This is a genomic window from Flavivirga amylovorans, assembly GCF_030540875.1.
Classification (GTDB): Bacteria; Bacteroidota; Bacteroidia; order Flavobacteriales; family Flavobacteriaceae; genus Flavivirga; species Flavivirga amylovorans.
Genome location: NZ_JAUOEM010000001.1, coordinates 1,054,777 through 1,075,338, shown reverse-complemented (window position 1 = coordinate 1,075,338; position 20,562 = coordinate 1,054,777). Strand labels below are relative to the sequence as shown.

Annotated in this window: 15 protein-coding genes and 1 pseudogene; 13 read left to right on the top strand and 3 right to left on the bottom strand. The window is 32.4% G+C overall.

Annotated elements, in window-relative coordinates; genetic code table 11:
* Window positions 1-2: 2 nt before the first annotated feature.
* Both Q4Q39_RS04260 and Q4Q39_RS04255 read right to left on the bottom strand, forming a co-directional pair.
* Window positions 3-3,188, bottom strand: coding sequence for a cytochrome c biogenesis protein CcsA (locus Q4Q39_RS04260; protein ID WP_303281123.1), 3,186 nt, complete (start codon window positions 3,186-3,188; stop codon window positions 3-5).
* Between the two features lie 212 nt (window positions 3,189-3,400).
* The gene (locus Q4Q39_RS04255; RefSeq protein WP_303281122.1) at window positions 3,401-3,805 is read right to left on the bottom strand and encodes a group III truncated hemoglobin; all 405 of its coding nucleotides are present in this window, start codon (window positions 3,803-3,805) and stop codon (window positions 3,401-3,403) included.
* A 197-nt stretch (window positions 3,806-4,002) separates the two neighbouring features.
* Between Q4Q39_RS04255 and Q4Q39_RS04250 the strand changes: the two genes are divergently transcribed.
* The 7 genes from Q4Q39_RS04250 (at window position 4,003) to Q4Q39_RS04220 (ending at window position 9,813) form a co-directional block, all read left to right on the top strand.
* The gene (locus tag Q4Q39_RS04250) at window positions 4,003-4,770 is read left to right on the top strand and encodes a Rossmann-like and DUF2520 domain-containing protein (protein ID WP_303281121.1); all 768 of its coding nucleotides are present in this window, start codon (window positions 4,003-4,005) and stop codon (window positions 4,768-4,770) included.
* Window positions 4,751-5,281, top strand: coding sequence for a KdsC family phosphatase (locus Q4Q39_RS04245; RefSeq protein WP_303281120.1), 531 nt, complete (start codon window positions 4,751-4,753; stop codon window positions 5,279-5,281). The genes Q4Q39_RS04250 and Q4Q39_RS04245 overlap by 20 nt, the downstream gene beginning before the upstream one ends.
* Window positions 5,282-5,494: 213 nt before the next feature.
* Complete coding sequence (locus Q4Q39_RS04240) at window positions 5,495-6,415, top strand: geranylgeranylglycerol-phosphate geranylgeranyltransferase (protein ID WP_303281119.1); 921 nt, start codon at window positions 5,495-5,497, stop codon at window positions 6,413-6,415.
* Window positions 6,408-7,001, top strand: a complete 594-nt coding sequence (locus tag Q4Q39_RS04235; protein WP_303281118.1) for a Maf-like protein — start codon at window positions 6,408-6,410, stop codon at window positions 6,999-7,001. The genes Q4Q39_RS04240 and Q4Q39_RS04235 overlap by 8 nt, the downstream gene beginning before the upstream one ends.
* Before the next feature lie 246 nt (window positions 7,002-7,247).
* Window positions 7,248-8,105, top strand: coding sequence for a helix-turn-helix domain-containing protein (locus Q4Q39_RS04230; protein ID WP_303281117.1), 858 nt, complete (start codon window positions 7,248-7,250; stop codon window positions 8,103-8,105).
* A gap of 63 nt (window positions 8,106-8,168) precedes the next feature.
* Complete coding sequence (locus Q4Q39_RS04225) at window positions 8,169-9,041, top strand: SDR family oxidoreductase (protein ID WP_303281116.1); 873 nt, start codon at window positions 8,169-8,171, stop codon at window positions 9,039-9,041.
* 10 nt (window positions 9,042-9,051) lie between these two features.
* On the top strand, window positions 9,052-9,813 hold the full coding sequence (locus Q4Q39_RS04220; RefSeq protein ID WP_303281115.1) for a DUF1330 domain-containing protein: 762 nt from the start codon (window positions 9,052-9,054) through the stop codon (window positions 9,811-9,813).
* Window positions 9,814-9,915: 102 nt separating this feature from the next.
* Here the strand turns inward: Q4Q39_RS04220 and Q4Q39_RS04215 are convergent, their stop codons facing one another.
* On the bottom strand, window positions 9,916-11,856 hold the full coding sequence (locus tag Q4Q39_RS04215) for a right-handed parallel beta-helix repeat-containing protein (RefSeq protein ID WP_303281114.1): 1,941 nt from the start codon (window positions 11,854-11,856) through the stop codon (window positions 9,916-9,918).
* A 273-nt stretch (window positions 11,857-12,129) separates the two neighbouring features.
* On the opposite strand from Q4Q39_RS04215, the gene Q4Q39_RS04210 reads away from it, so the two are divergent.
* The 6 genes and pseudogenes from Q4Q39_RS04210 to Q4Q39_RS04185 all read left to right on the top strand — a co-directional run bounded on the left by Q4Q39_RS04210 (window position 12,130) and on the right by Q4Q39_RS04185 (window position 20,457).
* Window positions 12,130-13,086: a septum formation inhibitor Maf gene (locus Q4Q39_RS04210; protein ID WP_303281113.1), complete on the top strand. Its 957-nt coding sequence runs from the start codon at window positions 12,130-12,132 to the stop codon at window positions 13,084-13,086.
* Between the two features lie 57 nt (window positions 13,087-13,143).
* Complete coding sequence (locus tag Q4Q39_RS04205; protein ID WP_303281112.1) at window positions 13,144-13,677, top strand: mechanosensitive ion channel domain-containing protein; 534 nt, start codon at window positions 13,144-13,146, stop codon at window positions 13,675-13,677.
* Between the two features lie 23 nt (window positions 13,678-13,700).
* A pseudogene (gene corA / locus Q4Q39_RS04200) lies at window positions 13,701-14,768 on the top strand (magnesium/cobalt transporter CorA).
* A gap of 160 nt (window positions 14,769-14,928) precedes the next feature.
* Window positions 14,929-17,451, top strand: a complete 2,523-nt coding sequence (locus Q4Q39_RS04195; protein WP_303281306.1) for a PIG-L family deacetylase — start codon at window positions 14,929-14,931, stop codon at window positions 17,449-17,451.
* Window positions 17,452-17,566: 115 nt separating this feature from the next.
* Window positions 17,567-19,375, top strand: coding sequence for a sodium:solute symporter family transporter (locus Q4Q39_RS04190; RefSeq protein ID WP_303281305.1), 1,809 nt, complete (start codon window positions 17,567-17,569; stop codon window positions 19,373-19,375).
* Between the two features lie 107 nt (window positions 19,376-19,482).
* Window positions 19,483-20,457 carry a Gfo/Idh/MocA family protein gene (locus Q4Q39_RS04185; protein ID WP_303281111.1) on the top strand — a complete coding sequence of 325 codons (975 nt, stop codon included), beginning with the start codon at window positions 19,483-19,485 and terminating at the stop codon, window positions 20,455-20,457.
* Window positions 20,458-20,562 lie beyond the last annotated feature (105 nt).

The following is a 20,562-nucleotide window of genomic DNA, read 5'->3' as shown; positions in this document are numbered from 1 at the left end:
TACTATTTTTTATAATATTTAGCATACCCTCTATAAGCAAAAGCTGCTAAAACAGCTACTATAACACAAGCAATGGCTATAAATTTCACGCTTACAATTTGATCGCCACTTGCATAACTATGCAACCCTGCTAAATAGAAATTAACTCCAAAATAGGTCATTAGAATACTGGCAAATGCTACGATTGACATTAAATTAAAAAACCAACGTCCGCGAAGTCCAGGAACCAATCGCATATGAATGACAAAAGCATAAACCATAATACTAATAAGTGCCCATGTTTCTTTAGGATCCCATCCCCAATAACGTCCCCAACTTTCATTAGCCCACATGCCTCCTAAAAAGTTACCAATGGTTAGCATGACTAAACCAACCGTTAAAGACAATTCATTTATAATAGTAAGCTCCTTAATGTTGAGCAACATTTTTTCTTTATTTTCTTTATTAGTAAAGATCATTAATAATAATGATACAACTCCTAAAATCATTCCCAAAGTAAAAGGGCCATAACTAGCCACAATCACCGCTACATGTATCATAAGCCAGTAACTATTCAATACCGGTTGTAGGTTTGCAATGGCTGGATCCATCCAATTCCAATGAGCGATCATTAAAATCATGGATGTTACAAATGCAGTAGAAGCAATAGTTAAATCACTTTTACGACCAAAAGCCAGGCCAAAAAACATGGTGGCCCAAGCTACATAAATCATAGATTCGTAGGCATCACTCCAAGGCGCATGCCCAGAGATATACCAACGGACAATTAGCCCAGCTGTATGCAATAGAAATAACCCCAGAATGATATATTTAAAAACGGTTACAGAAATATTTAAAGCTTTACTTCTATCTTTAAAAATTTGAACAATCAGCAATATAAAAAGTAAACTACCAGCATACATATACCAACTAAATAGCTTCTTAAAAATATCATATTTGTTATATAAAATCTCTGTATGTACTTTATCATCACTCAACATAACCTCAGCGCCATATTGGTGCTGTGTTTTCCTGAAAGCCCTTAATAGTTTTGAAGCTTCAGAGAAATCTCCCGTTTGTTTTGCTTGATTTAATGTATATAGATAAACGCTAAACCCATTCTTTATAAAATTACCATAAAGCGAATCTTGTATTTTATGAGTCCCCTGTCTATAATCGTAAGTAGAAATCCATTTATTATTGTCATCATTTGGAATCGGGAATATTTTTAAAGACATACCCTCTACAGAATTGTACAACAATGTAACACGCTGATCGGCTTCTTTAAATTCTTTTTGAAATCCATTAGGCACTTGTACTCTATAAGCCTCTTCTAAATAAGGAGCTAATTTATACTCGCCGCGTTCGGTAAAAAAGTCTGCTAAGGTGGCATATTTATCTTCTTTAGGAATACCTATCATTTTCCGAATAGAATCCGCTTTCTTTGGTTTCAAATAAATGATGGGCACATTGTACCAAAGCGTTGGGCTTTCTTGTATAGATAAGTACACTTGGTTAGCATCAAAATCGCCGTAAGTATCATGTTTACTTAACTTACGTAGCATCTCTGACGCATAAGTATTTACGGGCATCATTCGACCACCAAGGTCTTGGATTACCAAATGCCCAAATTCATCGGCATGTGTTTTGGGTACAATATTTACTGCTAAAATAGAATCGATCTGTGCTTTAGTTGGCTTAGAATGGTTATGCTCGTCGTTTGCAGAATGTTCTTGAGAAAACATATTCAAACCAAAACATAATAACAATACTGTGAGTAATTTTGCCTTCTTTGCTTTTACTTTATTTAGTTGATTTTTTAAATCTCCAAAACGAGACCCTTTCACAAACATAATAGCCATTAACCCAAAATACAGCATGAAATAACCTATGTAAGTAAGTAAAGTCCCCCAGTAATCGTGATTTACGGATAAAATAGTCCCTTTTTCATCGGGATCAAATCCAGACTGAAAAAAACGATATCCACGATGATCTAAGATATTATTCATAAATATTTTATAATCGAAATCACCTTCTTTTTCATCTAAAACAGTGATCTGACTTGAAAATGCCGAGAATCCTTGTTCTGTTCCAGGATAACGTTCTGCCTCAAAGTCATTTAGTTTTATATTAAATGGTAATTCTAATACTTTTGAGCCGTATTTTAATGCAAAGTCTAAACCGCCTACTTGAATTTGTTTATAGTTTCCGTTAATACCTTTTCCTCCTAACAATCCAACTCGTTTTGTTTCTCCATTAGCAGTCACTTTAAATACAGCGCCATCGGAGTCATTCTTTAAAAGTTTTGATTTTTGAACTACATCAAAAACTCCTTTAACAACTGGTTTAGGAAATACCATTTGCATATTGCCTATAATGTAACGTGAACGCAATATTAAAGGCTGTAAACTGTCCTTAACTAATTTTCCTTGTGCTCTGGTGGCCATGGTCATGTACTCTCCTTCAAAAGGAGATTGGATAGTAATCTCATTCTTACTGTACGTAATATTTATAGCGCCGTCTGTAGGCTTATTTAATGCAAATAAAATATTATGGATACTCTGTACTTGTCCGGCCTTTAAAAAATGATTATGAGGTCCACTTCCTCCAGCTTCAACTATTTTTAAATATTCTTCGCCATGCTCGTCTGGAACAATATCTTCCTCGGCACCAACTATAAATTTTTCTAATTCAATAGTAACAGGTTGTTTATTGTAATCTGTTTCAATTTTAAATTCGTTTTCCAATCTACCAGAAAAATCAACCTTACTTTCTAAATATCGTTGTTGCAATTGCCCATTAATTTTATAATCTCCAACAATTTGTCCAATGATATACGTATCGCTAGATAGGAAGGTGTTTTCTGTAGCGCCTTCCCGAATAGCCATCATACCTTCAAAACTCGCATATCTTGTAATGAAAGCACCTAACAAAATAAAAATGAAGGCTAAATGCAACGTAAAAGTCGCCCACTTCTCTTTTTTATACAATCGGAATCTGAAAACATTACCTGTAAAGTTTATGAGAAAAAACACCATAATAGCTTCAAACCACCAGGCGTTATAAATTAAATTTCTGGTATATGGCGTTGGCGATGTTTCTTGTCCTGCATCTAAAAATGTTCCTGTAGCCATAGCTGCTGCAAAGGCAATAAATAAAATGGCTGTAAGACGCGTTGAGAAGAGAATATTGGTTAGCTTATTTTGCATAATTGAAACCCTTTTTAAGGTTCTGCAAATTTACGTATTTATGTTTATTATGGTATGTTAAAGTATTGAAAAAAAAGACAGCTAATAATGTTGAAAATCTTAGGGTTTTGAATTTGTTCTCGCTAAGGCGCAGAGACGCAAAGCCAAAATATTTGCCTCCCTATTTTCCCAAACTACTAACTGAATACCGCCAACTGAATACTGAATACTGATTACTGAGCCTTCCTTGCTTCAAAAATTTTGAGATATAAAAACGTACTCATTTTTCTGGCACGTCTTTTTGCGTTTTCAGCATAGTCTCCTTCAAAAAGTTCATCAATAGTTTCAAACCATAAGTTCATCCATAATCCAAAATGTGTTTCTGAAATACGATGTTTATTTTCCTTATCAACTTTAATATGTGCTTCTAAAGGGTTTCCTAAATACTTTTCTTTTAGTTTTCGTGTCATAAAAAGACTTGATTCCCAAAAAGTTGTTAAGCGCTCTAAATGTGCATCCCAATCTTTTATAGCTTCGTTAAAAAAGGGTGCCAAAACGGTATCTTTTCTCACTTTATCATAAAATGACGACACCAATAAAAACACGTCTTCTCTGGATTCAATATCTTTTTTATTCATCCTGTAAAGTTACTGTATTTTTTCTCGCGAAACCGCAAAATCAATGTCATTAAGTTAAGGTTACAATGTTAGTCTAAGCACATTCGATAACATTTAATTTAGACCAAAACCTATTCTTTAAATACTACCAAAAACCTTTCAGTTAAAAAATCGTAATTCATCATTCGTAATTCGTAATTCGTTAGTATTTTAGCAACATGATTTCAGTAGTAATTCTAGGTTCTGGCAATGTTGCCACTCATTTATTTAAGGCTTTTAATAAAGCGGATAATATCAATGTAAATCAGTGGTATGCTAGACGTATAGACGTCATAGCTTCTTATAAAAATGATGTTGAAATAATCGATGATTTATCATTAATAAAAGAGGCCAATGTTTATATTTTGGCCGTGAGTGACGATGCTATTTCGGAGCTATCATCTCAACTTCCTTTTGAAAATAAATTAGTATTGCATACCTCTGGAAGTGTGAGTGTATACGATATTGATAAAAAGCACAAACGAGGCGTATTCTACCCATTACAAACATTTAGTAAAGAAGCTCAAATAGATTTTTCGACTGTACCAATTTGTATTGAAACTATTGATAAAAAAAGCTATTCTACTATAAAAAACCTTGCTTTAGCTATTAGCAACGTTGTAAAAAAGGTTAATAGCGACCAACGTAAAGTATTGCATTTAGCTGCCGTTTTTATAAATAATTTCACCAATCAATTATACAGGATAGGGCACGAAATAACTGAAAGTCAAGGTGCTGAATTCGACCTTTTAAAACCGCTTATTCTTGAAACTGCTAAAAAAGTACAGGATTTGTCTCCTTTTAAAGCACAAACTGGACCTGCAAAGCGTGATGACAAAAAAACAATTCGTAAACATTTAAAGCTTTTAGAAGACCAACACCATAAGGACATATATAAACTATTAACCAACTCGATACAGCGTACACATGGAAGAAAAAAGTTATAAAGAATACTTAGAACATATTACAACCTTTATATTTGATGTAGATGGTGTTTTAACAGATGGCACTGTTACCGTAACATCGTCTGGCGATATGTTACGGAAAATGAATATAAAAGATGGTTATGCGTTAAAAACGGCTGTCGATATGGGATACAATGTTTGTATTATCTCTGGAGGTTCTAATGAAGGGGTTCGTATTCGTTTACAAGGATTGGGTATTTCTAATATTTATTTAGGTGCTCATAACAAAATTGAACAGCTAAACACTTACCTTAAAGATAACCATATTAAATCTGAAAATGTACTCTACATGGGTGATGATATTCCTGATTTCCCTGTAATGAAACTTATTGGCTTACCTTGTTGTCCGCAAGATGCTGTTCCTGAAATAAAGAATATTTCCAAATACATTTCGCATAAAAAAGGTGGTAAAGGTGCTGCTCGCGATGTTATTGAACAAGTATTAAAAGTACAAGAGAAATGGAATGGTAATTTTGGAGCTAAGTATGATTAAAGGAAGTATGCTGTTTGTAGTGGAAGTATCCAGAAATGGGTAAATAAATTTTGAATTTTTAAACCATATTATTAGTAATATAGTTATTTGCTCGCAAAGACGCTAAGGCACAAAGAGATCATTAATAAATAGAACTTAACACAAAAGAAAACATATAGATAATAAAATAACATTCGTGTATTCATGATAACCATTTATAATTTTAACTAAACCTTGAACTTCCTTAACCTTATTCGCTGGAAAAATTTACTTATGATTGCTTTTGTGCAATTACTTATTAAATATGCCTTTCTAGAACCATTTGGAGCTAAAATAAGTTTAACTTCTTTAGGTATTACACTTTTAATCCTAGCAACCATATCAATAGCTGCTGCTGGAAATATTATTAATGATATTTATGATGTAGATACGGATTTAGTCAATAAACCAAATAAATTAATTATTGGCAAATCTATTTCAGAAAAAACAGCCTATAATTTATTTATTGCTTTTAATGTTATTGGAGTTGGTCTAGGTTTCTATGTATCACATCTGGTTGGCAAAAGTCCTTTCTTTTCTATTTTTGTGATCATTTCAGTATTACTCTATATATATGCTAGTTATTTAAAGCGAATAATCTTAATAGGCAATATTGTTATTTCCGTATTAGTGGCACTAAGTGTTATTATTGTTGGTGTTTTTGAATTACTTCCTCCTATCACGCGACAAAATCAACAATTACAATTAGCCTTTTTTGAAATTATTTTTAATTATGCCATATTTGCTTTTATCATCAATTTACTTAGAGAAATAGTTAAAGATATTGAAGACATTGATGGTGATCATAAAGCCGGTATGGGCACATTACCTATAGCAATAGGAAGAGAACGCGCTACCAAACTAGTATTTGTATTATCACTTGTACCACTTTTTATTATCACGTTATATACTATTAACGAACTTTATAAGAGCCAAATAGCTGTTATTTATTCTATACTATTTATAATTGGCCCATTATTCTACATAAGTATTAAGACTTTTAGTGCTACAACAAAAAAAGATTACCATCATATTAGTAACATCCTTAAATTAGTGATGCTTTTCGGAATGCTTTCCTTACTTTTATACAAGTATATCTTTTTACACAATGCTTAACGATAAACTAAAAAACCATCGTATTATTTTAGCGTCTGGCTCACCTAGAAGGCAAGAGTTTTTTAAAGATTTGGGCTTAGATTTTGATGTCATTCTAAAACCAGTAAAAGAGGAGTATCCACCACGTTTAACTCATTTTGAGATTAGCAACTACCTGGCTCAATTAAAGGCACTTCCTTTTAAGGCAAAATTAAAAGACAACGATATTCTCATTACCAGTGATACTATTGTTTGGCATAATAATGTAGCTTTAGGAAAACCCAGAGATGTAGATGAGGCTTTTAATATCATAAAATCTTTAAGTAATGAAACTCATGAAGTTATTACGTCGGTTTGCTTTACAACTAAAACTTATGAAAAAACACTACATGCTATTACTAAAGTAACGTTTAAAGAATTATCCGATGATGAAATTACTTACTACATAAACACCTACAAACCTTTCGACAAAGCAGGTGCTTATGGTATTCAAGAATGGATAGGACAAATAGGTGTTACCAAATTGGAAGGTTCCTATTTTAATGTTATGGGCCTACCCACACATCTTGTCTATAAAACGTTGTATGATATTGTTGATGCATCATGAATTTATGAATTCTATTTGGAATAACGAATATTACGTTTAAAAATTGAATATGATTGGATACAAAACCAATTGCCAAAAATGTATAAACGAGATTATGGTGAATTCGATAACGTCCGAATCCACTCAGAATTGAGAAGCTAAAAAGACTGGTGTACGCAAGCTGTAAAATGACCCAAATTGACAACAAAATGAACCAATAGGAAAACTTTAAACAATTTGTAAAAGTTATCTTTACAAGAAAAGAAAATGGTACAAGACTATAAAACCATAGACTTATTTGGTAAGTTATTGTTTGAAACAATCATTTTAAGGCCACCTTACAAAAAGCCCAATTTAATGCCTGATGAGGCCTGTTTTTTGTATATAATTAAAGGTGAGTACGATTCTATTTCTGAAACTGAACGGCTTCGAATTGAAGCAGAAGAATCACTATTAATGAAATGTGGGAACTACACTTGTAATATGTATCCTTCAAAAGATTCGCAGACCTATCAGGCACTAGCTGTACATTTTTATCCAGATATTTTGATGAAAATTTATGAAAACAAGCTTCCTAGTTTTCTAACACAAAATCTCCCTTTGGATATTGGAATGTCTAAACTGAATAGTGATATTTTAATTCGGAAATATATTGAAGGTATTTTGTTTTATTTTCAGAACCCAGAATTGGTTACGGAAGAAATACTCATCTTAAAACTAAAGGAAATCATCCTCTTGTTAAATCAGACCAAAAATGGTTCAGCAATTCGATCTATACTTTCTAACCTGTTTAGTCCAACTACACATTCCTTTAGAGAAATTGTAAAAGCACATTACTACGAAAACATTACCTTAGAAGAACTAGCTACATTAAATAATCAAAGTTTATCTACTTTTAAAAGAGAATTCAAAAAAATTTACAACTCATCTCCAGCAACTTATTTACGTGAAAAAAAACTAGAGAGATCTATTAAACTACTTGCTTCTACAAACTTAAGAACTACAGATATAGCTTATGAATGTGGATTTTCAAATGTTTCCCATTACTCAAAAACATTCAAAAACAAATACGGAATTTCTCCAACAACATACAAGTTGACCCATTTAAACAAATCTTTGAACTAATCTTAAAACACTTCTCTTTTCTCTGTTCTCATCTTTGCATCAGTAACAAAAAAGCATGTAAATATGAAAACAGTACTAATTACAGGTTCAAGTAACGGGCTTGGTTATTTATCCGCATTAACATTAGCCAGAAAAGGCTATAACGTTTGGGCAACAATGCGTGATATAAATGGGAAAAATAAAGTAAAAAAAGAAGAACTTGAAAACATTGCTTCAAAAGAAAACATTACAATTACAGTTGCCGAATTAGACGTGACTAGTGATAAATCGACCAATGATTTAATAGATCGAATTCTTATCGAAGAAGAAAGTGGACTAGATGTTTTAGTAAACAATGCGGGCGTAATGTATGTTGGCATTACAGAAGCATATAGTTTAAAGCAGACACAGGAACAATTCGATACGAACTTCTTTGGTGTAATTCGAACATCTAAAGCATTTCTTCCTCTCTTAAAAAAATCATCAGATGGGCTAATTATCAATATTTCGTCATTAGCTGGACGATTAGTGTTTCCTTATTTTGGGATTTATTGTGCTAGTAAATTTGCTTTAGAAGCTTATTCTCAAGCATTGAAATACGAATTAAAGCCCCTTGGTGTAGATGTTTCAGTTATAGAACCAGGACCATATCCATCTGGTCTATTGTATAGTGGACCAAAAGAAGATGATGTAACTGCTTTAGAAAGTTATGGAGAAATGGCTGATGTTCCAAAAGCAATGCTTCAAAATTTTGATTCATTCTACAAAAGTGATATATCACCAAATCCGCAAGAAATTCCCGATGCTATTTTAAAAGTAATCGAAATACAAAAAGGAGATAGACCTATAAGGCAAGCTATAGGAATAGATTACAACACAAATGAATTGAATAGTAAAACAAGTCCAATTCAAGAAAATTTGATAAAAGAGGCTTTACAAATGGAACATTTAATTTAAATCATCAATAATGAAATATTTAAAAACATTAACAAGTTTTGCTTTGCTAGTATCATTACTATTATCGTGTACTACAAAAGCACAAAATTCAAATAATAACACAAAAAAAACAGGTAAAATGAATACAAAAAATCAAGAAATAGTAAACGTTGCTTTAATGTATATAAAAGATGGAGAGGAAGCACGTTTTGAAGAATACAAAAAGAAAGGAAGTAGCATTTTGGAAAAATATGGAGGGAAAATTGAACGCATTATCAAGCCAAAAATGTTAGTCAAAGGAGAACTAGAGATGCCAGATGAAATTCATTTCGCTAGCTATCCAAGCATTGAAGTGTTTAACAAATTCAATGAAGATCCTGAGTTTATACAAATTAGAAATGAATATGCGATTCCTGCACTTAAAGATATTTCAATTTTTACGAGTAAAAATACAGACTTTGAATTTAAAAAAGAAGTTGGTGATAAAAGCAAAACTTATGGTGTAGCATTAATTTACTTTAATGATGGTGAAAAATATGAAAAGCAATTTGAAGCTTACCATGATGAAGTTTGTACAATAATGCCAGAATTTGGGACACACTTCGAACGGTTTATAGCTCCATTTCAATCAAAAGGAAGTATAAAGCAGCCTAATGAGATTCATCGGTTCTATTTTGATTCTATGGAAGGCTTGCAACAAATGGGGACAGATGAACGAATGCAAGCATTATTTCCCAAAAGAGACGCTTCATTAAAAAATCTATACTTTTTTATTGGTGAGGCTAGTTTATAATAACATATCGCTTAAAAAAAGCCAATGTACAGTATAAGTAATTTTGCCCCATACTTAAATAAAGTCTACATAATATCACCAAATTATGTAGACTCACATTAACTAATTGCAAGTATTTCCAGTCATAACTGTCGAATCTGGGTTATCTGCATCATTATTAATACATTCATATCTTGCTGCTCCAGTGGGCTCTGTTATAATATTGTTTAAAACAGAAAAAGAGGCATTTGTGCCAAACGTACGAATACCATCGCTTTCGTTAGGTTTAATAGTATTGGCGGATACTTCAACATCAAACACATCACCAACACCTATACCCCCATTCACTTCATTATTTTTAAAGGTTATCCCACGAGCGTTGGAAATAGTTACATTCTTAGTACTCAAAAGTTTATTACCATCAAGTACAATCTTATAATCTTTATGTGCTTCTTCAATATTCAAATTAGCTAAATAGATATTAAAATTACCAGATGTTGTTACCTCATTTCCTTTAATTTCTATAGCATCACTATGCGTATTAGTTGCTTGTATCCCATTTCCAGATACATTAATGGTATTGTTGTGAATTCGAGCTTCAAAGGCTTTACTTATCTGTATACCAGCACCACAATCTTTTATCTCATTATCATGTACAAAAGCGTCATTGGATCCAACTACAATTCCAAGACTATAGCCTTCTATAGTATTTCCACCAATCTCATTATCGAATACTGTTTCACCATCACCAGCCGCAAAAATAGCCCAGCTTTCTGTAGCCTTTCCTGTTGCTTTAAACCTGTTATTAATAACCTTACTTCCCGAAACAAATGAATAAACAACTCTAGTTCCTATATCATTGTTTTCTACAGTTAATCCCTGTCCTATGGTTAATGTTACAAAACCACCTCTACTTCCTGTTTCTGTATTTCCTTTAATAAGTACATCAAAAACACGTTGCCATTCCTTAAGCTCTCCATTTTCGTCTCTAAATCGGGTGGGTTCAATGTTAATGGCGTAGCCCACTTCTCCTCCTTTAGAATTAGGCGTAGGCAAACCTGTATCAATAAACGTATTTCCTTCAATAAGAACATCACGACCATCTGTAAGCGATATCGCCATTCTCCTGGATCTTACGAACTCACAGTTTTTGATAACGACACCTGTTGTAGGCTCATAGTTAGGATTAAATGAGAATCCCGTTGAATAAATAGTTATGGATCCTACAGAGCCTTCTATAAATTGAATACCATCTAAGGTTACGTTCTTTCCTGAATGAATATGAAAAAGATGACTACCTTCCTGACCATCATCTTCAGAATATTGACGTAATTCTCTATCTCCGTGTAAAATACCTCCTTTTACAGTGACGTTAGATTCATGTCTAATAGCTAGTAACGTTGCTCCTTCTCTACTTACTCCAAGCTGAGCAGGGAATACACGTAAATGCGTGTTATCTGTCATGACTAAATTAAAATCTGAAGGAATATTTATAGCTTCCTGTGATGGATACCAGTTTGCATTCGTAGTTGTACTGGTAACTTTAGTAACCTCAAAATAAGCATCAAGTTTATCTATATTAAACGTTGTGGCTCCCAATTTTTGTGTAAAAAACATGATACCTTCAAGGATGTCATTATTCTTTAATGCAATATCAGAAGTCGTTTCACCTTCCACAATACCCCATCTTACGGCATAAAATTTAAATGTAGGGTCAATTAATTTAACATCCCCTTCTAGTTTTAGTTTAGAACTAAGGAGATTGCCATCAATTTTACCACCACTTGAGAAGTTTAACGCTCCGTTTATAATATCACCTCCTGCAAATTCAATGATAATATTTTCGGGTAAAGTGACCGTTTTATCTTTTAAATCTAAAAGACAATCAATTTTTATTGTGGAATTAGCTGCTACATTTGATAAATCAAACCCACAAGGCGTGGTGATTACATTTGGCGGTGTATCTTTGATGATATCCTTAGTGGGCTCATCAGAATCGTCTTTGCTACATGACATAGCCATACAGCTCGTAAAAATGAGCAGGTAATAAAGTAGGTTTTTCATTTGGGGCCTTTTGTTTATTATACGGAATTTTTAACGTATTTGGTTCGAATTAATTATATAAAGTAGGTTTTCATAACTCAAATGCTGATTAATTTTGTGAAAGATAATTCATATTGTAGTACAAACAAATATTTATGTTTTCTGGTACGTCAATAAAATGTTATTAATAAAAAGTAGTCGTTAAACTCACGCTTTTATCTTGTTTACAAAACGTTAAATGCTATGGTTTACGCATGATTAGTTTGTAACTTTATCATGCTAAATATCTTCGTCATGGTACAATCATTCAAAAAAATCATCAAAGTTGAGATTGCTTTTTACATCATTATTGCTATTCTAAGTTTATTTACCTCTTGTAAAAAAGAATCTGAATCTAAAAAACTAGCCTATAACCTGGAAACTCACTCTGTTTTAGATCAACCTTTTGAAACAAAAGAATTATCTAAGGAATTTAAAAGCTATTGGTATGCAGGTGAAGCAGAAATATCATCATACAAATTAGAGCAAGCACGCTATGGAGAAATAAGGAATGGGCAGGCTGTTTTAATATACGTAACAGAAGATTTCTTACCAAAAACTCAGGTAAAAGCAGATGGGCAAAATGCAAGTAATGTGCCTGTTTTAAAATTAAATGCTACCAAAAAATTTAATACGGGTATTTATCCGTATTCCATTATGCAAAGCACCTTCTACCCTGTTTCTAACAATAAACATGCTATAAAAACATCTAGCTCCATGCAAGAATGGTGTGGACATGTATATTCTCAACTTAACAATAAAGAGCTATTTGAGATCATGTCCCATTCTTACTTTGAAGGCGAAGCTGATAAAAGTTTTAACTTAGATAAAGCTATTTTAGAAAATGAATTGTGGACACAATTACGTATTGCCCCTAAATCGCTTCCTATTGGAAATATAGAAATTATTCCTTCTTTTGAATATAGTCGTTTAAGGCATGTTCCTTTAAAGGCATACAAAGCCACAGCAGTTTTGGCTAATGGTACTTACTCTTTAAATTATCCTGATTTAAACAGAACATTGGCTATTCATTTTAGCCCTAATTTTCCTTATGATATTTTAGGTTGGGAAGAAACCTTTAAAAGTGGTTTTGGTTCGAATGCTAAAGAATTAACGACCAAAGCCACAAAATTAAAAACTATAAAATCAGCTTACTGGGAAAAGAATCATAATAAGGATGAAATTTTAAGAGATACACTTCAATTAAATTAAAAATGTATTTTTACTAGCGTATCTTTACATTAGATTTTTAACTTTATTTCTCATAAAATGAGTTTTTTTGAAACTAACCAAGAAGAATTTATAATCACAGGAATTGTTTTTCTTTCTATACTTGTAATACGCTTTGTTACAAATTTCACTATATCAAAAGTAGCCAGAAGAAACGGTATAAACGAAGCCAGAATACGCCTTATGCGTAGATATGTAACCGTGACCCTTTTTTTAATTGCTATGCTTATTGAAGCTTTTATCTTTGGTGCAGAATTTGAAGACCTCGCAGTTATTTTTTCTTCTGTTTTTGCCATATTAGGCATTGCTTTATTCGCTATTTGGTCAATCTTAAGTAACGTAACATCTGGCATTATCATGTTTTTTAATTTCCCCTATAAAGTAGGTGATAAAATAGAAATTCATGATAAAGATTTTCCTATTAAAGCTATTATTGAAGATATTAGAGCGTTCCAATTGCACCTAAGATTAGATAATGGAGATTTAGTAACCTATCCCAATAACTTAATGCTTCAAAAAGCAGTCACACTTGTTGAAAAAGATGCCATAGATGAAGGTGCAGAAGCTGTTTAAATATTTAATAGATTTTATTCCAAATGGCAAAAACCAGAACTAATAATTATAAAAAAAAAGCTGGACAAGCTCCTGGTAGTATTATATACACTGGCAAAAAAGAATCTCAAGAGCTTTTTATTGAAGCATTTGATTATAACAATGAGCAATATACCGAAAATCACTTATCTGATGTAGAGGACAGTTTTAAATTTAAATCTACAAACTCCACCACTTGGGTCAATCTAAACGGTTTAAGACATGTAAAAGAGATTGAAAAACTAGGGATACATTATAAATTACACCCTTTGGTACTTGAAGATATTGTAAATATTTCTCAACGTCCAAAAATTGATGAGTACACAGATTATTTATTTGTCGTTCTAAAAATGTTGTATTATGATAAAAACGAAGACATCGTTTTAGAACAAGTCAGCTTTGTTTTAGGCAAAAATTATGTATTATCTTTCCAAGAGTCAGAAGGAGATGTCTTTGATGCTGTAAGGAATCGAATTAGACATGCCAAGGGACGCATACGTAACATGGAATCCGATTATTTACTATATGTTTTAATTGACGCCGTAGTAGATTATTATTTTAATATCATCGAAGTTTTAGGAGACAAAATTGAAGATTTTGAGACTGAAATATTTTCAGGTAACACCAATGAAGATGTTAATAAGAATATTCAAGATTTAAAACGTGAAATTTTAAGAGTTCGCCGTGCTATTTTTCCGCTTCGTGAAATCCTTAATAGAATAGAAAAGAATGAAAGTGAACTCATTCAACGAAAGACCATTACCTATTTTAGAGATATCTATGATCATTTAATTCAAGTATCTGAAAATATAGATATTTACCGAGAAATGACCTAGAGTTTAATGGATATGTATATGACAACCATTAGCAATAAAATGAATGAAGTGATGAAAGTATTAACCATCATGGCTTCTATTTTTATCCCACTTACTTTTATTGCAGGAATATATGGAATGAATTTCGACAATATTCCCGAACTACATTACAAATACTCTTACTTTATTTTATGGGGTGTTATGATTGTCCTCTTTATTGGTATGCTTATATATTTTAAACGTAAAAAGTGGCTTTAATTTAGCGAGTAACTCTTAAGTCCCTGACTTTAAACTCATATACGATTGTATAACAACCAACTCTCTACCAACAACAACATAGTAACGTTAAAGAAACATTAAAAGAAACTCGAAGAGCTCGTAACTTTGCTATATTTGGATTTTAGCTAACAACTCAATGATGCAAAAATCTATACTATATCTACTTATAACAGTATTCACTTTTTCAATTTCTACAGCCCAAAAACCTAAAACACCTTCATCCTCAGAAATATATGAATCTATTCAAAAGCTCAATTTTTTGGGTTCTGTTTTATATATCGCTGCACATCCCGATGATGAGAATACGCGTTTAATATCATACATGTCTAATCATGTAAAAGCAAGAACGGCTTATTTATCGCTTACACGTGGTGATGGCGGACAAAACCTTATCGGAACAGAAATTAGAGAGTTATTAGGTGTCATGCGAACTCAAGAATTATTAGCCGCTAGACGTATTGATGGTGGTGAGCAACTTTTTACTAGAGCTAACGACTTTGGCTATTCAAAACACCCAGATGAGACTCTTAATATTTGGGATAAAGAAACGGTTTTAAGCGATGTCGTTTTAGCTATCAGAAAATTTAGACCAGATATTATTATTAATCGATTTGATCATAGAACACCAGGAAGCACCCATGGACACCATACAAGTTCTGCTATGTTGAGTTTTGAGGCTTTTGATCTCGCCAACGATAACTCTGCATATCCTGCTCAATTAAAAGAAACCAGTCTTTGGAAACCACAGCGGTTATTTTTTAATACCAGCTGGTGGTTTTATGGTAGCCAAGAAAAATTTGAGAAAGCCGACAAAAGCAACATGATTAGTTTTGATATTGGAACATATTATCCTCTTAAAGGACTTTCTAATAATGAATTAGCCTCTATAGCAAGTAGTCAGCATTTATGTCAAGGATTTGGACGATTGGCCCAACGAGGAACACAACAAGAATATGTAGAGTTTTTAAAAGGAGAAGCATTAACAAATAACGAAAATGTTTTTGCTGGTATTGATACATCTTGGAATCGTGTTAAAGGAGGCAAGGCTATTGGTAACATCTTATACACTATTGAAAAGAACTTCAATTTTAAAAACCCTTCCGAGCACATTTCGCAACTAATTGAAGCTTATAAATTACTTCAAAATATTGAAGACGAACATTGGAAAGCTCAAAAAACAAAAGAGTTAAAAGCCATTATTGAAATGTGTGCTGGTTTATATTTAGAAGCTTCTGCAAAAACAAACTGGGCAACACAAGGCGAATCTATAAATTTAAGTATAGAAGTCTTAAATAGAAGTAAAACAGATATTACCTTAGTAAGTTATAATAATGCTAGAGATTTAAATGTTTCAAAAAATATCGTTTTAAAAAACAACGTAAAGTTCTCTTTTAAAGAAGCCATAAAGATTAATAATGATGTAAGACCTACAACGCCATATTGGCTTAATGAAAAAGGATCTTTAGGAATGTATAGAGCTGATGAAAAATATATTGGCCTACCAGAAACTCCCAGAACATTTAATATTGATTTTAATTTGCTAATTAACAATGTACCAATAACATTTACCAAGCATATTATTCAGCGATTTTCAAAACCAGATAAAGGCGAATTATACCGTCCGTTTGAAATCATCCCAGAAGCCTCGGCTAAAATATCCGAAAAGGTTATCGTTTTTGAAAATGATCTTCAACGGGATGTTACCGTAATTGTAAAATCTGGACGCGATAATTTAGAAGGTCATATAGAATTATGTCACCCAAAGGATTGGAGCGTATATCCAGAAAAGCAAAAAGTAAACATTGCTCATAAGGGAGAAGAACAAACCCTTGTATTTACTATAATTCCACCAAAAAATCAAAGTGAAGGTTATATAAGCCCTATAGTTCATATTAATGATAAAAATTATACAAAAGAACTTATTGAAATAGATTATGAACATATTCCGTTTCAAACTGTTTTACTTCCTAGCGAAAGCAAAATTGTACGCTTAAACATTAAGAAAAGAGGTGAAAACATTGCTTATATAGCTGGGGCTGGTGATGTTGTTCCTGAAAGTTTAAAACAAATTGGTTATAATGTGCTTACTATTAACCCAGAAGACATGACTCCAGAAACACTAAATCGTTTTGATGCCGTTGTCGTTGGTATAAGAGCATATAACACTGTAGAAGCCTTACAGTTTAAACAGCAAGTATTGTTTGATTTTGTGGCTGATGGAGGCAATATGATTGTACAATATAACACGAGTTATAGATTAAAGACTGACAAACTTGCTCCTTACGATTTAAAATTATCAAGAGATCGTGTTACTGATGAACATGCAGAAGTACGATTTCTAAATCCACAACATGAGCTATTAAATTACCCAAATAAAATCACGCAACAAGATTTTAAAGGTTGGACGCAAGAACGTGGTTTGTATTTTCCTAATAAATGGTCTAAGGAATTCACACCTATTTTATCCATGAATGATAAAAACGAGACCCCGAAAGATGGCAGTCTATTAGTTGCCAAACATGGAAAAGGGTATTACATCTATACAGGGTTAAGCTTTTTTAGAGAATTCCCAGAAGGCGTTTCTGGTGCTTATCGCTTATTTGCCAATATGCTTTCTATAGGTAAAGAAGATTTAAAATTAGAAACAAAATTAAACGACTAATCATGGTAGATGAAAAACCACCTAAACAGCCTTGGCTTAAGCTATACTCTATAGTTTTAATAGCTAACTTACTGTATTTTATCATCTTTTACATAATTACCAAATCTTTTTAATGATGCAAACTTTAGATTGGATTGATTGGGTCGTTTTAATTTCTACATTATTGGCTATCGTTGGATATGGCACATGGAAAACTAAAGGTAGTACTAGTGTACAAGATTATGTGCGTGGTGGCAATACATCAAAATGGTGGACTATCGGACTTTCTGTAATGGCAACTCAAGCAAGTGCTATAACCTTTTTATCTACTACAGGTCAAGCGTTTTCAGACGGTATGGGCTTTGTTCAGTTTTATTTTGGACTGCCTTTAGCAATGGTGATAATCTGTGTTGTTTTTATTCCGCTTTATCACCGTTTAAAAGTATACACAGCTTATGAATTCTTGGAAAATAGATTTGATCTAAAAACTAGAAGTTTAGCAGCTATTCTATTTTTAATTCAACGTGGTCTAGCAGCAGGAATAACCATTTTTGCTCCAGCAATTATACTATCTGTTGTTTTGGGCTGGAATATTACTTACTTAAATATCGCGATTGGTATTTTAGTTATAATTTATACAGTAACTGGGGGTACAAAAGCTGTTACAGTCACACAAAAACAGCAGATGTTTGTCATTTTTGCAGGTATGCTAGCCGCTCTATTTATAATTTTAAATTTAATCCCTGATGATGTTTCATTTACAGAAGCAATAGATATTGCAGGAGCCAGTGGTAGGATGGAGGTTCTCGATTTTTCATTTGATTTAGAAAATAGATATACCGTTTGGTCTGGATTAATTGGCGGTACATTTTTAATGCTTTCCTATTTTGGAACCGATCAAAGTCAAGTACAACGCTATTTATCTGGTAAATCCATGAAAGAAATGCAAATGGGGCTTATATTCAATGGCCTATTAAAAGTTCCTATGCAATTCTTCATTTTATTAGTGGGAGTTATGGTTTTCGTATTTTATCAATTTAACGCTGCGCCATTAAATTTTATCGATGCGTCAACAAAAACAGTTCTAGCTTCTGAGTATTCTCAGCAATACAAAGAGCTCCAACAAAAACAAAATCAACTTTTCAATAAAAAGAAAGAGTTAAGCATATTATTTTCAAAAAACAACGAAGAGTCTATAAAAGCTAATTTATCGCATTTAGATAGTATTGAAAAAACATATCGATTAGAATCAAAGTACTTAATAAAAAGAGCTGTAGATACAGTCTATTCGAATAAATATGATAACTTAAATAATGAATTGCTAGCTATTAAGGATAAAGAAGGTGATACTTATATAGCAAAGAAAGAAGCATTAAAAGATTTCTATAAAGAAGCAGCAAAAGACACCCAAACAAACGATAGAGATTATATGTTTATCTCATTCATTCTTAAATACCTTCCAAAAGGATTAATTGGGTTACTTTTAGCTGTTATTCTATCTGCTGCCATGTCTTCAACAGCTTCGGAAATTAATGCTTTAGCCACAATAACGTCTATAGACTTGTATGGTAGAAATATTAAAGAAAAAAAGGATGAAAAGCACATGGTTAAAGCAACTAAGCTTTTCACTCTTATTTGGGGAATTATAGCCATCATAATTGCTTGTTTTGCTAATCTTGCTGAGAATTTAATTCAATTGGTAAATATTATTGGATCTATTTTTTATGGCAATGTGCTTGGCATATTTTTGTTAGCTTTTTTCTTCAAATTTGTAAAAGCAAATGCTGTTTTCGTAGCTGCTTTAATTACCCAAACAATAGTTGTTATTGGCTGGTGGTTTGATTGGATGCCATACTTGTGGCTAAATTTATTTGGATGTATTTTAGTGATATTAATTGCTTTCATAATTCAATTATTCTCTCCAAACAATACCAAAAAAATCTAAATGAGTTCAGTGTATTGATTTACGAAAAACATCAAAAATTGGCAAACTTATACTAGCCATTTTTATAATTATAATTTTATATTCGAATATAGAATAATACAGGTACAATGACTAATAAAACCATCAACTGGGGCATCATAGGCCTAGGAAATATTGCTAATAAATTCGCACAAGATTTACTAACTGTTGAAGACGCTAAATTATATGCAGTAGCATCAAGGTCTCAAGAAAAAGCAAATACTTTTGCTTCTAAATACCATGCAACCAAAGCGTACGATAGTTATGAAGCATTAGTTAAAGATTCTAATATCGATGCCGTTTATATAGCCACACCACATGCATTACATAAGGAAAACACACTATTATGTTTAGAACATAACATTGCTGTATTATGTGAAAAACCGTTTGCTATGAATGCCGTAGAAGTTAGCGCCATGATTTCTACAGCCAAAGAGAAAAATGTACTTCTTATGGAGGCCCTTTGGACTTACTTTCTTCCGCATTATCAATATGTATTAAAAGAATTAGAGAATAAAACTTATGGTAATATTTTGAAGCTCGAAGCAGATTTTGGCTTTTATCGTGAATTTGATGAGTCTACCAGACTTTTTAAAAAGTCTCTAGGAGGCGGAAGTTTATTAGATATTGGCATCTACCCAATCTTTGCTGCTTTATCTTCTCTTGGCATTCCTAAGAACATAAAAACAGATGCTACTTTCTTTGAAAACGGAGCTGACTCATCATGTCATATGATTTTTAATTACAATAATGATGTAACAGCACATTTAAAAAGTACCCTTTTAGAAAAAACCCCTACTGAAGCTATTTTCTATTGTGAAAAAGGAACTATTAAAATAAATAAAGGCTTCTTTATGCCAACAACGGTTACATTAATTTCTGATGGTAAAGAAGAAACTATCGATTTTGATTACAAAACGATTGGATATAACTATGAAATCATGCACTTTAATAAGCTCTTGCGAGAAGGGAAAACTGAAAGTAATATTATGACTTTTGAATTTAGTAAGAAACTCATAAAACTTCTGGACGATGTGAGGGTCAATATTAAATTGGAGTATTAATAATATAACAAAAGGTCTAAAAAGTCTAATTCTCTGTCTGTCATTGCGAAGGAGGCACGACTGTGGCAATCTGCTTAATTTTAGTTTTAATTTAAAAGATTCTCA

Bases quoted from the DNA above. Each gene is read 5' to 3' on its own strand.
- Q4Q39_RS04260 (WP_303281123.1), bottom strand. From the start codon at position 3,188: ATGCAAAATAAGCTAACCAATATTCTCTTCTCAACGCGTCTTACAGCC.
- Q4Q39_RS04255 (WP_303281122.1), bottom strand. From the start codon at position 3,805: ATGAATAAAAAAGATATTGAATCCAGAGAAGACGTGTTTTTATTGGTG.
- Q4Q39_RS04250 (WP_303281121.1), top strand. From the start codon at position 4,003: ATGATTTCAGTAGTAATTCTAGGTTCTGGCAATGTTGCCACTCATTTA.
- Q4Q39_RS04245 (WP_303281120.1), top strand. From the start codon at position 4,751: ATGGAAGAAAAAAGTTATAAAGAATACTTAGAACATATTACAACCTTT.
- Q4Q39_RS04235 (WP_303281118.1), top strand. From the start codon at position 6,408: ATGCTTAACGATAAACTAAAAAACCATCGTATTATTTTAGCGTCTGGC.
- Q4Q39_RS04230 (WP_303281117.1), top strand. From the start codon at position 7,248: ATGGTACAAGACTATAAAACCATAGACTTATTTGGTAAGTTATTGTTT.
- Q4Q39_RS04225 (WP_303281116.1), top strand. From the start codon at position 8,169: ATGAAAACAGTACTAATTACAGGTTCAAGTAACGGGCTTGGTTATTTA.
- Q4Q39_RS04220 (WP_303281115.1), top strand. From the start codon at position 9,052: ATGAAATATTTAAAAACATTAACAAGTTTTGCTTTGCTAGTATCATTA.
- Q4Q39_RS04215 (WP_303281114.1), bottom strand. From the start codon at position 11,856: ATGAAAAACCTACTTTATTACCTGCTCATTTTTACGAGCTGTATGGCT.
- Q4Q39_RS04210 (WP_303281113.1), top strand. From the start codon at position 12,130: ATGGTACAATCATTCAAAAAAATCATCAAAGTTGAGATTGCTTTTTAC.
- Q4Q39_RS04205 (WP_303281112.1), top strand. From the start codon at position 13,144: ATGAGTTTTTTTGAAACTAACCAAGAAGAATTTATAATCACAGGAATT.
- Q4Q39_RS04195 (WP_303281306.1), top strand. From the start codon at position 14,929: ATGCAAAAATCTATACTATATCTACTTATAACAGTATTCACTTTTTCA.
- Q4Q39_RS04190 (WP_303281305.1), top strand. From the start codon at position 17,567: ATGCAAACTTTAGATTGGATTGATTGGGTCGTTTTAATTTCTACATTA.
- Q4Q39_RS04185 (WP_303281111.1), top strand. From the start codon at position 19,483: ATGACTAATAAAACCATCAACTGGGGCATCATAGGCCTAGGAAATATT.